This is a genomic window from Sediminibacillus dalangtanensis, assembly GCF_017792025.1.
Taxonomy (GTDB): domain Bacteria; phylum Bacillota; class Bacilli; order Bacillales; family Amphibacillaceae; genus Sediminibacillus; species Sediminibacillus dalangtanensis.
On record NZ_CP046956.1, the window covers coordinates 509,807 to 522,016 of the forward strand.

General features: G+C 45.5%; 15 protein-coding genes. 9 read left to right on the forward strand and 6 right to left on the reverse strand.

The features are described 5' to 3' along the window. The first annotated feature begins 27 nt into the window (after positions 1-27). From ERJ70_RS02670 to ERJ70_RS02685, 4 genes are all read left to right on the forward strand, one after another. A complete protein-coding gene (locus ERJ70_RS02670) occupies positions 28-324 on the forward strand; it encodes a DUF5658 family protein (protein WP_209366988.1) in 297 nt (98 codons plus the stop codon). Positions 325-359: 35 nt separating this feature from the next. Next, positions 360-581 carry a hypothetical protein gene (locus ERJ70_RS02675; RefSeq protein WP_209366990.1) on the forward strand — a complete coding sequence of 74 codons (222 nt, stop codon included), beginning with the start codon at positions 360-362 and terminating at the stop codon, positions 579-581. 100 nt (positions 582-681) lie between these two features. Next, positions 682-1,209: a hypothetical protein gene (locus ERJ70_RS02680; RefSeq protein WP_209366991.1), complete on the forward strand. Its 528-nt coding sequence runs from the start codon at positions 682-684 to the stop codon at positions 1,207-1,209. A 140-nt stretch (positions 1,210-1,349) separates the two neighbouring features. Further along, positions 1,350-1,856: a GNAT family N-acetyltransferase gene (locus tag ERJ70_RS02685; RefSeq protein WP_209366993.1), complete on the forward strand. Its 507-nt coding sequence runs from the start codon at positions 1,350-1,352 to the stop codon at positions 1,854-1,856. Between the two features lie 26 nt (positions 1,857-1,882). Here ERJ70_RS02685 and ERJ70_RS02690 read toward each other — a convergent pair whose 3' ends face one another. Then, entirely contained in the window at positions 1,883-2,110 is a 228-nt protein-coding gene (locus ERJ70_RS02690) for a DUF2164 domain-containing protein (RefSeq protein WP_209366995.1), read from the reverse strand. 89 nt (positions 2,111-2,199) lie between these two features. Between ERJ70_RS02690 and ERJ70_RS02695 the strand changes: the two genes are divergently transcribed. Together ERJ70_RS02695 and ERJ70_RS02700 are read left to right on the forward strand one after the other, a co-directional pair. Beyond that, entirely contained in the window at positions 2,200-2,418 is a 219-nt protein-coding gene (locus tag ERJ70_RS02695) for a YdbC family protein (protein ID WP_209366997.1), read from the forward strand. Between the two features lie 88 nt (positions 2,419-2,506). Further along, positions 2,507-3,142, forward strand: a complete 636-nt coding sequence (locus tag ERJ70_RS02700; protein WP_209366999.1) for a uracil-DNA glycosylase — start codon at positions 2,507-2,509, stop codon at positions 3,140-3,142. A gap of 67 nt (positions 3,143-3,209) precedes the next feature. Here ERJ70_RS02700 and ERJ70_RS02705 read toward each other — a convergent pair whose 3' ends face one another. The 4 genes from ERJ70_RS02705 to ERJ70_RS02720 form a co-directional block, all read right to left on the reverse strand. Next, positions 3,210-4,685 (reverse strand): UDP-N-acetylmuramoyl-L-alanyl-D-glutamate--2,6-diaminopimelate ligase, encoded by a 1,476-nt coding sequence (locus ERJ70_RS02705; RefSeq protein WP_209367001.1) that lies wholly within the window; start codon positions 4,683-4,685, stop codon positions 3,210-3,212. Positions 4,686-4,844: 159 nt separating this feature from the next. After that, positions 4,845-5,189 (reverse strand): DUF1428 family protein, encoded by a 345-nt coding sequence (locus ERJ70_RS02710; RefSeq protein ID WP_209367003.1) that lies wholly within the window; start codon positions 5,187-5,189, stop codon positions 4,845-4,847. Between the two features lie 100 nt (positions 5,190-5,289). After that, a complete protein-coding gene (gene mreBH, locus ERJ70_RS02715; protein WP_074600291.1) occupies positions 5,290-6,297 on the reverse strand; it encodes a rod-share determining protein MreBH in 1,008 nt (335 codons plus the stop codon). Between the two features lie 251 nt (positions 6,298-6,548). Continuing rightward, positions 6,549-6,680 (reverse strand): DUF2639 domain-containing protein, encoded by a 132-nt coding sequence (locus ERJ70_RS02720; protein WP_209367005.1) that lies wholly within the window; start codon positions 6,678-6,680, stop codon positions 6,549-6,551. Between the two features lie 282 nt (positions 6,681-6,962). On the opposite strand from ERJ70_RS02720, the gene ERJ70_RS02725 reads away from it, so the two are divergent. From ERJ70_RS02725 to ERJ70_RS02735, 3 genes are all read left to right on the forward strand, one after another. Continuing rightward, positions 6,963-7,337 (forward strand): DnaJ family domain-containing protein, encoded by a 375-nt coding sequence (locus ERJ70_RS02725; protein WP_209367007.1) that lies wholly within the window; start codon positions 6,963-6,965, stop codon positions 7,335-7,337. 232 nt (positions 7,338-7,569) lie between these two features. Next, complete coding sequence (locus ERJ70_RS02730) at positions 7,570-8,238, forward strand: SOS response-associated peptidase (protein ID WP_209367009.1); 669 nt, start codon at positions 7,570-7,572, stop codon at positions 8,236-8,238. Between the two features lie 318 nt (positions 8,239-8,556). Then, positions 8,557-10,731, forward strand: a complete 2,175-nt coding sequence (locus tag ERJ70_RS02735; protein WP_209367011.1) for a GGDEF domain-containing phosphodiesterase — start codon at positions 8,557-8,559, stop codon at positions 10,729-10,731. A 56-nt stretch (positions 10,732-10,787) separates the two neighbouring features. Here ERJ70_RS02735 and ERJ70_RS02740 read toward each other — a convergent pair whose 3' ends face one another. Next, the gene (locus ERJ70_RS02740; RefSeq protein WP_209367013.1) at positions 10,788-12,167 is read right to left on the reverse strand and encodes an alanine/glycine:cation symporter family protein; all 1,380 of its coding nucleotides are present in this window, start codon (positions 12,165-12,167) and stop codon (positions 10,788-10,790) included. Positions 12,168-12,210 lie beyond the last annotated feature (43 nt).

A 12,210-nucleotide genomic window follows, 5' to 3' on the forward strand; every position in this document is an offset into this window, starting at 1 on the left:
GCTTTTTTAACAGAAATGGGGAGTTGGATGAAAACGTGTTTCCTGTACTTGGCATTGCTTAATTTGTTGGATGGCGTGATTACCTTCCTGGGAATCAAGTATGAATATATATCGGAAGCAAATCCGTTAATGAACAGTCTCTACCAGAGTGGCCCATTTCTTTTCTTGCTTATAAAACTACTGTTGTCCGCGATGCTTATCGGTTTTTGCGTGATCCATAAGCTTCCGAGATCACTAGTAGCAAGGCTGCTGGCATGTACTGCGGCCTTTCTGTACTCGGTTATCTGCCTGATGCATGGTTTCTGGTTATGGCAGCTTACCTGATGTCATATTCATAGACACAGAAGGAGGTTCTTTTCATGTATCGAAAGACGTGTGATCGTTGTTCACAGCCTTCGTACAGCAGTACCAAAATTGGCGGCTGGTTATGTCCGGTCTGTAACCAGGATTTATCCCAGCTGAAAGCGCGGGATCCGAATGATCCGCGGGATATGCCGCGGAACGATTATCAGACAAATAAGCTAAAAGTGCGCTATCAACAACAACCGGATCATCCACCAGCTTTTTCGGCTTATATTTAATTTCCTGAAGAATAGACTGCTCGTACCGACAAACTGTGACAAATGTATTATACTTATTGTATAGGAAGTTGGATGGACAACAGGGAAAGGAGCGCTGAAGATGTCTTTGCATCTGTTAATCAATGGGATTCCCTTACAGGCGTATAAATGGGAAGAAGAGCAGTCGGACCAGTATATATTAACGATAAATGTTAAATTGACCAGGGAAGAATATCGAAAACTCGATAAAATCAGAGAATATTCGGCCAAGAACGGAGAGGGTTTCCATGTGATGATTGCCGATTACGTAAGACCGATGCGTTTTGGGAAAATCATTTATTCCGATCACGGAGATTTTGTTAAATGGAGAGCCACACTGGTTGAAAAAGACAGAACCAAAGAGCTGCAAAAGTTTTATGGGAAGCAGGAGAAAGAGGACTTGGCCGATACGGTCATCAAGCTGAAACGAGCCAACGATAAACTGCTTGCCTTGTTGCAGGATAAAGGCATTTTGACAAGTGATGAGGCAAAGCAGGCGGGTCTGGAGGACGAGACAGGCTTGGTTGCGGATGAAGTCGACCTTTTTCAAGTGGAGGATATTGACTTCTATTTGGATGGAACGGATAACAAGCAATCCGGTGTTCATTGAATAGTAGGTCTGGAAGCACTTCTTTTTGAGCGTTAAAAGAGGGGTGCTTTTTGTATGGGTGCATGTTTGATAGTTATTGTGTATTCTGGAAGGGAAAGGATGAAAGCGGAAGAATGATGGGAGACTAGGGGGAATATCGAATGGCAGTAGTAACGGAAACCGGGCGGTTGCGGTTGCGTTTGATGAAATGGGACGATCACGCTGACATCATGAAAATTTTTTCTGATCCAGTTGCGATGCGTTATTACCCGAGTATGAAGAACGACGAAGAAGGCAACTTCTGGATCAATTGGACGCTCGATAATTACCGGAAATTCGGCGTCGGGCTGTGGGTCGTCGAGGATTTGGCCACAGGGGAATTTTTAGGAATGTGCGGATTGGTTCCACAAAAGGTCGACGGAACGGTACAGATGGAAATCGGTTATTTATTCGTGAGAAAGCATTGGGGGAAGGGTTATGCGACAGAAGCGGCCCTGGCCTGTAAAGATTATGGGTTTGATCATTTGAAATGTGACGAATTGATCTCTTTGATTGATCCTGACAACCAGCCATCAATCAAGGTTGCCAGGAGAATCGGCATGGAATTCATAAAAAACATCACCAAGTGGAATAAGACCATAGCGATTTACCATGTGGAAAATCGTTGATAGGCTCCGTTGTAGACGGAGGCGGGTCATTTTTGTATCTCGAAGATATCCTCCAGTTTTGCAGATAGGAAAGCGTGGGAATCCTCTACACCGATATTGTAAAACTTCGGTGCAAGCTCTTCCGTAAAGAAATCCAGGATGAGCGATGCTGCAAGATCCCCTAAATCTTCATTCCTTTCTTTGGAAAAATAGGATTTGATTGCAGCAGTCATATCCTCTTTCTGTTGAGGTGTGAGTTCAAAGCTTTGTTTCATCGTGAAACCCTCCAGGGAATGGATATTGTAGTTAGTTTGAGTATAGCAGAGTCATTGCATAGAAGATAGAAGAAAAAGGAGGTGCCCCAATGGCAGCATTAGACTATGAAATTATCGAAACAATCGGAGTGATTTCCGAATCACCGAAAGGCTGGAAAAAGGAATTGAACTTGGTCAGTTGGAATGGCAGGGATCCGAAATATGACATTCGGGACTGGGCCCCGGATCATGAAAAAATGGGGAAGGGTATCACCTTGAACAAAGAAGAAGCAGAAAACCTGAAAAAAGCACTCGAAAACCTCGATTAAAAATCGCGCGGGGTCAGTCCCCCACCCTGGCAGCATTGCGTCTCGGTAGAGTGGTGGGGGACTGACCCTGCAGTTAGGAGGGGAGCTGATGCTTTCGGAGGATTTAATTGAGTTGGCGAAGGAGCGGATGCGTCCATATGCTTGTGAAGGATTTGTGCAGGGGCGCGGGCCTAAAGGGGCCGATTTGATGTTTGTCGGGGAAGCGCCGGGGAAAACGGAACTGGAGATCGGCAGGCCGTTCACCGGACAGGCCGGGAAGATTTTTTCCGGATATTTGGACAGGCTGGGAGTGACCAGAGAAGAAGTATTCATTACAAGTGCTGTACGGAGCAGGCCTTATAAGATTGTTGAAAAAATAGTGAAAGGCAAGCCTGTCACGAAAAATTACAATCGCACACCGAATAAAAAAGAAATTCTCGCCCATGCGCCGATTCTGGACGAGGAAATCCGACAGGTGAAACCGAAGCTATTGATCCCAATGGGTAAGACTGCCGTATGGAGGTTGACCGGCCGGGATGTAAGCATGCAGGAAGTTACCGGCCGTTTGTTTGAAATCCCAATTATGCAGCTGGCAAGTCTCGATCAAACAGATTACCGGCTGACTGAAGAAACCTATCTTGTTTTTCCCATTTACCACCCGGCAGCGATTTTATATGCACGTCGCTTGGAAACAAAAGCTTATCAAGATATCGATCGCTTAAAACAGCTAAAGGACAGCCTCTGATTAAATTTCTTGATCAGATAGGCTGTCCTTTTATGCATGATAAATGAATGATAGCTGTTCATACGCGCTATTCCAAGCTGCCATATTTAAGCAGGGATTGTTCCTCTACGATTTCCCGGTCGCTGTGCGGATGCTTGGTGTCTTCGATAATCTGATAGTCCTCTTGTCCTTTGCCGGCAAAAATAAGGATATCTCCTGGTTCGCTTTGTTCGATTGCATGGCTGATCGCTTCCTTCCGATCGGCGATCAACGCGTAATTAGCGTGTTTCATCCCTTTTTCCATGTCACGTAAAATCGTCTCTTCATCTTCGAACCGAGGATCATTGATCGTCAGAATCACATAATCTGCCCGGGATGCTTTTTCAGCCATGGCTGGTCGCTTATATTCATCCCGGTCACCGCCCGTGCCGACCATGAAAATCAACCGATTCTCTTTGAAAGGTTCTACGGAATCAATTGCTTTTTCAATTGCATCTGGTGTATGGGCATAGTCGATATACATGGAAATCGGAGCATCGATATCAACCTTATCCATCCGCCCGTCAACCGGCGACAGTTCCCGGATGAATTGGACGAGATGTTCCACCGACACACCGTGCGCGTACAAAGCGGCCATTGCTGCGAGAACATTGTAGACATTGAACTCACCAAGCAGGTTCATTGATACCGTATAAGATCCTTCAGGGGATTGTAAGGTGAAGACCGTTTTATCCGGATAATAGCGGATATTCTCTGCCTGAAAATCAGCAGGTGATCGCAGGCTGTAGGAAATAATTTCCGCGGCAGTGGCTGCCCTGTACGTATCGAACCATGCATCGTCTTGATTAAGCACTGCATATTTGGTTTTGGTCATATCTTGCCCCAATTGGGAAAATAAAAGTCCCTTGGCATAGCCATACTGTTCCATCGTATCATGATAATCCAAATGATCGTGGGTTAAATTGGTGAATACGACGATGTCGAAATCAACGCCCCAAAGTCTGCCCTGGCTTAAACCATGGGAGGAGACTTCCATCGCCATATGATCAATACCCTGATCCAGCGCATGCTGGAGGATCTTTTGGTTGGTCAGCGCATCGCAGGTAGTGTTGGTACTTGTGATTTTCTCGTCGGATAATTCCACGCCGATTGTTCCGGAAACAGCCGACTTTCTCCCATCCTTTTGTAAAAGGGAGTGAATCAAGTTCGTTACTGTCGTTTTACCGTTCGTTCCAGTCACGCCGAATAGCTTCATTTTTGTAGAAGGAAAATCATAGTAATGATTGGCAAGGATAGCAGTGGCTTTATAAGTATCATTAACAATGACAAGTGCCGCCTTGTCCAAGTCGACATCCAGTCTTTTTTCGGCGATGATAACCGAAGCGCCGTTATCGATTGCTTGTTGGAAAAAATCATGACTGTCGACGGTGAATCCGCGAGTACAGATGAAAATGCTGTCAGGGGCTGTCCGCCTGGAATCGTTATGGATCGCAGTTACTTCTTCAGGCAGTGTTCCGTATATTTGTTTGATTTTAAGTGATGAAAGTAGTTCTGCTGTTTTCATATCGCAACCTCTCAATCCAAAATGTCTATTTGGCTTGTCCATTATATGTAGTTGTTTTTTCGGATAATTGTCAGAAGACTCTTTCCGATAGTACCCCTATACCCAAGATTACAAGCAACTAATCTTATGATGTGTTTATTGGATGGGATATGTGCGATTTTATCTCTCAGATGAAAAAGACGCTGTTACGATGTGCGACGTATCGATTAGCTTAGCTAGTTCACGGGTAAGCAGTTGGATTTGTCCATCTTCTTTTAATTTCCCGGAAACCTCTTCATAGTGAGACTGATTGCGAAAAGTAATTTGTCCGAATAAAAAGTCTTCATCTTCTGCCTTTTGAAAGTAGGTGGATAAGCCTGCTGCCGCATCGGAACTGGAAGGAAGATAAATCTCATGTTCAATAGCGCCGTGAGACATATTGATCAAACCGACTTGTTGATTAAGGGCGATAAATTGGTTTGTATGATGCTTCTTTACCCGGTAAAAAGAGACAACAGTGAACAAAGCAATCCACTCCTTTTCCTTCACTATATGAATAGGCAGAGTAAAGTGTGAAAAAGAAGCAGATCGCATGTATTCACAGTAAAAAGTTATGCAGGCAGCGTTATTTCGCTGCTTTTTGCAATTTGTTGATCATTTTCAGCGCCCGACCCGTTCCAATTGCCACCGATTCAAGCGGATTCGGGGCGATATGGACAGGTACCGAGATTTCATCAGCCAGCCATTTTTGCATACCCTTCAGCAGTGCGCCGCCGCCTGTCAAGGTGACACCATGGTCGACGATGTCTCCACTCAACTCAGGAGGGCAGTTTTCCAGTGTTGTCCGGATGGTTTCCAGAATCGCCTCCAGCGATTCTCTAATGGCGTCTTGTACTTCCGTGGAAGTGATCGTAATTGTACGCGGCAGACCGGTAACCATGTCGCGGCCGCGGATATCCATGGACAACTCGTCATGGTCGATCAAGGCATAACCGATTTCCATTTTGACGTTTTCAGCTGTTCTTTCTCCAATCAAGATATTGTAGTGCTTGCGGATATACTGAATGATTTCATCGTCCATTTTGTCTCCTCCAGTGCGGACAGAACGGCATGATACCACGCCGCCGAAGGAAATGATGCCGACCTCACTAGTACCTCCGCCGATATCAACGATAACGTTGGCCACAGGCTCGTCCACCGGCAGGTCAGAGCCGATGGCAGCAGCAACCGGTTCCTCGATAAGATGTACTTCCTTGGCGCCATAACTTTTTACGGCGTTATGGATCGCCCGTCTTTCCACAGAAGTGCTTCCTGACGGTGTACAAACGACTACCGTCGGCTTACGCATCGATAAGCCGGCGACTTTGCTAACTTTTTTCAATATTTCCTTAAGCATTTGGGCTGTGACATCATAGTCCGCGATGACGCCGTCTTTTAACGGTCGGATTGGTACAATGTTTTGTGGTGTCTTCCCGACCATTTCTTTCGCTTCGCTGCCTACAGCTACAACATTTTTTGATTCCATATCAATAGCGACCACAGAGGGTTCGTTTAAAACAATTCCTTTGGATTTCGTGTACACTAATATATTTGCAGTTCCTAAATCGATTCCAATCTCAGCGTTAGAAAACATATATCATTTCCTCCATTGATGACAATTTTCAATTATAGCTTTTCTCCCCCGTGTTTTTATTTATGGGGGTGAAAAGCGTGGGATTTATTGGTTTTTCCATAATTTCTTTTCAGGCCATTCCAATTTAGAGTGTTGATTTTTGATTAAAATCAATGATAATAAGGTTTCAAAGGATGCTTTTTAGCAAAACGGGTATTTTATAAAAAAAGGCAGGAAGTTCATTCCCGCCTTTTGCGCTTTTTCGTAAAAGCCTACTGTTGCTTTTCTGCTAATAGGTTTGCAAGTACTGGCTTTTTATAACGCTCGAGTTTGCGTCCTTCCAAGCGACGGACACCCAAATTCTTTAATTCGTATACGTACCAACCTTTGCTTCCTACGTGCATCCCTATCATCCTTTCCCGTTTTTTCAATGTGCGAAACGTCTAAAACATGTTTTTGACGTTTCCTTTAAGCTGGGTAAGCACCAACTTAATTTTTTTCACGGGACATTGTAACATCTACAAAAACAACGAAAAAGTGAAAAGGCTAATTCAATGTTCATCTAGGTGCTATTATATAAGATATAGAACGGGTTTGTTACTTGTAAATTTTGCTACATGCCCGGATGCGGGGCCACTGTTATAATTGGTATATAGTGGAACGGAAAAAAGAGAGGAGGAACGGCGATGGATTTTGCGAGTCGTATGGCAGAGGAAAAAATCCAACAAGCAATCCGGGATGGAGAATTTGATAACCTGCCCGGGAAGGGGAAAAAGCAGGAATTGGAAGATTTGTCCGCAGTCCCGGAAGATATGCGAACGAGCTATCTTATGATGAAAAATTCCGGTTACCTTCCGGAAGAAATCCGCCTGCAGAAAGAATTGGTTTCTCTGCAGGAAATGTTGGATCTAGCCAAGAATCCAGAGCAAAAAGAAGGCTACCGCAAACGACTTTCCGAAAAAGAAATCCAGCTGCGTATGCTGGTCGAGAAGAAAAACTTGAACAAAAACAGCGGATTCCGGAAATACTCCGGAAAAATCACCAAACGCTTCGGAATATAACTAACAGCAGCTGGCGTGGTCAGCACTAGCGGGGGCACTAGCGGGGTCAGTCCCCCGAGGTGACTTATCATGTGCAAAATGCTGTTATGCCAGGGTATAGCTCCTGGCAAATTAACGTTCTTTACGGGATTTCAGGCACATTGGGGTCAGTCCCTCCTAAGGGCTATAAAGTAGCCTGAGGCCAGAGTGGGGACTGTCCCCAAATTAGTCACAAACAGAAAGGAGGATTGGGATGTGTGGTCGTTTTACATTACAGGCTGGCGAACTGGAAATCTTAAAGGAATATGACTTGGATCAGCGGCTGGAAGGCTATCAAAGTCGATTTAACATTGCTCCGGGTCAACGAATTTTGTCGATCATCCATAATGGGGAAGAACGCAGGGCCGGGTTTTTGCGTTGGGGTTTGGTCCCGTCGTGGGCCAAAGATCCGAAAATTGGTTATAAAATGATCAATGCACGGAGCGAGTCTGCACATACGAAACCAAGTTTTAAAAATTTATTGGCGCGCAGACGCTGTTTAATTGTTGCAGATAGCTTTTATGAATGGAAACAAACAGACGGACAAAAGCAGCCGAAACGTATTTCATCCTCCCGGCGTTCTTTATTTGCTTTTGCCGGTCTGTGGGATAAATGGGAACGAGAAGATGAAGAACCGTTATTCACGTGTACAATCTTAACAAGAAAGGCAGACCGTTTTATGGAGGACATCCATGACCGTATGCCAGTCATCCTTCCTAAAGAAGCGGAAGAAGACTGGATAGCCCCGGTAAAGCGGACTCCAGAAGAAGTGACCAGTTCCATCGAGGAACTGCCCTCAGAACCATTGCAGGCATATGATGTGAGTACATTCGTGAACTCACCAAAAAACGAAGGGGAGACCTGCATTAAGCCATTGGCCTAGGAGCTGATGGCTTTTTTTGAAAAGACAGGGAGAAGTGATTGGGTTCTGCTTCTAAAAAAGCATATAAAACACATCCACTCCCTTTATTCCTTTATCATGATAGCGCGCTACCATATTGGGGGTCAGTCCCCTGCCCTCCCAGTGCTCTGGTATCTGGGCTTTCCTGCGGACCCTTCTGTAACAAGTTTTCGACTTTTTTCTTTTGGTTTCGGTGTTGTTCGCGTTTTCTCTGTATTCGTGATATACAATCGCTTTCTTTTCCTTTATACTTAAGGGGTAATATGCCATACATTTACATTAAAACTAAAGGTGACTAAAATGACGCTACTAAACTTAGATCCCAGCTTTGCTGAGCAGGAACTCGAGGATTTATTCAATCGATTGAGTGCTGCGGAAGACCGGGATGAATCTATGCGGTTGATGGTCGAATTAAAAAACTTTGCCCGGAATCATTTCGAAAGACTTCATCAATTCACACATGCGTTGGAGCAGTCGGATACAACGATTACCATCACGGACAACGGGGGAAGAATTACATATGTCGATGACAACTTTTGCGAAATGACCGGATTCACTGCCGACGAGATACTCGGCAAAACGCACCGGCTCATAAATTCTGGATATCACCCTGATTCTTTTTTCCGTGAGTTATGGCTGACAATCCTGGAAGGAAAGGTATGGCGTGGTGAGGTGAAAAACCGCCACAAAAACGGTAGTATTATTTGGATGCAGACGACCATCATCCCTCTATTGGATCAGGAAGGGATTCCTTGTTCGTTCATCGCCTTCCGCAAAGACATATCAAGAGAAAAAGAGATGGAGCAGCAGTTGATCAAAACGATGGAGGATGAGTTTGAACGAACGTTCGATGCGTTGATCAATATGATTTACAAAGTACAGAAAAGAGAAGAAGACGGCAGGTTCTTTCATACGATGATCAAGGGCAGGCTTGCCAAAACACTCGGTTTACCAACGGAATTGGGTGAAGGCATCTATTTGGAAGACTTTCTCCAGTTAGAGCAGGCAGAACGATTCAAGGAGAAATATCAGGCCGCCTTTCTTGGCGAGGAAGTCAATTTTAAAATGGAGTTCAACTCTTTGTATTTGTACTTCACACTGGCACCCATTCGGGAAAATGGGGAGGTGGTCGAAGTGGTCGGATCCGCCGTCGACATTACCTCCCTCGAGGAAGCAGAGCAGCAAGTGCGCCATTTAGCCTATCACGACCAGCTGACAGGACTGCCGAATCGCAGCAAGTTAGCGGAGGATTTAGATGTGTGGATTGCCCAGGACAACGGACCATTTGTTGTGTTTTACTGTGACCTGGACAGGCTCAAATACATAAACGATGCGATGGGGCAGTTTGCCGGAGACCAGGTGATTTCCACGATTGCTAAAAGGATCGAGGATGTAACCTGGGGCCAAGGAAACCTGTATCGCTATGGCGGGGACGAGTTTATTTTTGTTCTGCAGGATGAATGTACCGATGAAGTGATGGAGCAAATAGGCAATCTCATCCTAAAACAGATCAACAAGCCGCTGATCATCGCCGGCAAGGAATTTTTCATTACCTGTTCCATCGGTATCAGCAGGTTCGGCAGCCATGGAAAAACCTCCGAACAGCTGATTAATCATGCGGGTATCGCCATGCACTACTGCAAGGTGAATGGCCGCAATGGCAAGTTGGTTTACTCGAAAGAAATGAATCAAACATACAATGATCTTATCCTACTGGAAGGCGAGCTACGACGCGCTTTGACGAAAGAGGAATTGACGCTGTATTATCAACCGAAAATCGACGTAAATAGCGGCGAAATTATCGGTATGGAGGCGTTGACGAGGTGGTTCCATCCTGAACGCGGCTTTATTTCTCCACAGCGGTTCATCACCCTTGCTGAAGAAACAGGGTTGATCATCCAACTGGGGGAATGGGTCATCAAAGAAGCCTGTCGTCAGCAAAAGCAATGGAAGGAAGCTGGTTTTAAGATGCAGCGGGTGGCCATCAATGTGTCGGCACTCGAAATCCAGCGTAAGGATTTCACGGCAAAAGTCCGCAACATTCTTAAAGAAACCGGCGTACCACCCCAGTGTCTTGAACTGGAAATAACGGAAAACAGTGTCATGCAAAATACCGAAGAATGTATAGAAACCATGAATGAATTACGGGAGATGGGAATTACGCTGTCCATCGATGATTTTGGAACCGGCTATTCATCTTTTGGTTACTTGCGGAAATTCCCGATCAATCATTTGAAAATCGACCAATCGTTTATTCGGGATGCATTCCATGAACCGAGCAACGCGGAAATCGTCAAAGCCATGATTCAGCTTGCCCATACGTTCGGAGTCAAAGTAGTCGCTGAAGGAGTGGAGGAACGTGCTGCCCTCGACTTTCTTAAACATCAGAACTGTGATTACTATCAGGGTTATTATTTTAGCAGGCCGGTTCCGGCTGAAGAGTTCGAAAACATGCTGATACCTGAAGAGGTGTGACCTCGGGTTTATTCCTCCATTTACATAAAAACTCCCGCCAAAAGGCGGGAGTTTTCTTATGCTCCATAAGTATTTTGCTGATCCGGCTGATTTTTTTCTTCCTTAGCGACCTTAAGAAAACGCTTGGTTTCGGCTGCCACTACGCCGGAAAGTCCGAGCAGTCCGATCAGGTTCGGAAATGCCATAAGACCGTTCATGATATCGGCAATTCCCCATACCACATCAAGGGCAGCGACAGAACCGACGAATACAGCAAGAACAAATATGATCCGGTAAACAGGAATCGCTTTGTCGTTGATTAAGTAACCAATGCATTTTTCCCCATAATAAGACCAGCCGACAAGCGTTGAAAACGCGAAAAAGATAATGCCGATTGCCACAATATAAGTACCTGTATTGCCAAGAAATACGCCAAATGATTCAGAGGTTAAATCCGCTCCGTCCAATCCGCCTGTATATTGTCCGGCCATGACAATCGTTAATCCGGTGATGGAACAGACGAGGATGGTATCGATGAATACTTGGGTCATGGATACGAGTGCCTGTCTGCCCGGATAGTCGGTCCTCGCTGCCGCAGCAGCTATTGGTGCTGAACCAAGACCGGCTTCATTGGAAAATACGCCGCGAGCCACCCCGTAGCGAATTACGGTACCGAGAATACCGCCGCCAAGAGCGCTGCCCGTAAAGGCATCTGAAAAAATGGTTCCCAGAGCTGAAGGGACGAGGTCGATGTTCAGGATAAGAATGATCAATCCGCCAAGGACATAAAAAGCAGCCATGATCGGTACAAAGAAGGAGGTGACTTTTCCGATGCTCTTAATCCCGCCAATGATCACAAGGAAGACGAGTACCGTTAAAATTACTCCGGTGATCCAGGTCGGGATACTGAACGAGGTTTCCAGGACATCGGCTACCGAGTTTGCCTGCACCATGTTGCCGATCCCGAATGCCGCTATCGCACCGAACAATGCGAATAAAACTCCGAGCCATTTCGCCTTCAGTCCCTTTTCCAAATAGTACATAGGACCGCCGGACATTTCACCATTACTGTTGGTGACACGGTACTTCACGGCCAAAATTGCTTCTGCATACTTCGTGGCCATTCCGAAAATTGCCGTAATCCACATCCAGAACACGGCACCTGGACCACCCAATACCACAGCAGTAGCGACACCGGCGATGTTACCGGTACCGATGGTAGCGGCCATTGCTGTTGTCAGTGCCTGATAGTGACTGATATCCCCTTTTGACTTTTTGTCCTGTTTGGCAGGACTGAATGCCAGTTTCAGCGCATAGGGCAGAGACCGTATTTGCAAAAAGCCTAGCCGCAGCGTTAGATAAATCCCTGTACCGACCAATAAAATCAGCAGTGGCGGTCCCCAGACATAACCGCTGACCGTATTGATCATGTCCAATAATTTACTTTCTTCTCCCATATTTTTCCCCCTTAAAGTATGTACTATTAAAATTTTCCGAAAA

Coding starts and splice junctions, on each gene's coding strand:
- ERJ70_RS02670 (WP_209366988.1), top strand. CDS start 28: ATGAAAACGTGTTTCCTGTACTTGGCATTGCTTAATTTGTTGGATGGC.
- ERJ70_RS02675 (WP_209366990.1), top strand. CDS start 360: ATGTATCGAAAGACGTGTGATCGTTGTTCACAGCCTTCGTACAGCAGT.
- ERJ70_RS02680 (WP_209366991.1), top strand. CDS start 682: ATGTCTTTGCATCTGTTAATCAATGGGATTCCCTTACAGGCGTATAAA.
- ERJ70_RS02685 (WP_209366993.1), top strand. CDS start 1,350: ATGGCAGTAGTAACGGAAACCGGGCGGTTGCGGTTGCGTTTGATGAAA.
- ERJ70_RS02690 (WP_209366995.1), bottom strand. CDS start 2,110: ATGAAACAAAGCTTTGAACTCACACCTCAACAGAAAGAGGATATGACT.
- ERJ70_RS02695 (WP_209366997.1), top strand. CDS start 2,200: ATGGCAGCATTAGACTATGAAATTATCGAAACAATCGGAGTGATTTCC.
- ERJ70_RS02700 (WP_209366999.1), top strand. CDS start 2,507: ATGCTTTCGGAGGATTTAATTGAGTTGGCGAAGGAGCGGATGCGTCCA.
- ERJ70_RS02705 (WP_209367001.1), bottom strand. CDS start 4,685: ATGAAAACAGCAGAACTACTTTCATCACTTAAAATCAAACAAATATAC.
- mreBH (WP_074600291.1), bottom strand. CDS start 6,297: ATGTTTTCTAACGCTGAGATTGGAATCGATTTAGGAACTGCAAATATA.
- ERJ70_RS02720 (WP_209367005.1), bottom strand. CDS start 6,680: ATGCACGTAGGAAGCAAAGGTTGGTACGTATACGAATTAAAGAATTTG.
- ERJ70_RS02725 (WP_209367007.1), top strand. CDS start 6,963: ATGGATTTTGCGAGTCGTATGGCAGAGGAAAAAATCCAACAAGCAATC.
- ERJ70_RS02730 (WP_209367009.1), top strand. CDS start 7,570: ATGTGTGGTCGTTTTACATTACAGGCTGGCGAACTGGAAATCTTAAAG.
- ERJ70_RS02735 (WP_209367011.1), top strand. CDS start 8,557: ATGACGCTACTAAACTTAGATCCCAGCTTTGCTGAGCAGGAACTCGAG.
- ERJ70_RS02740 (WP_209367013.1), bottom strand. CDS start 12,167: ATGGGAGAAGAAAGTAAATTATTGGACATGATCAATACGGTCAGCGGT.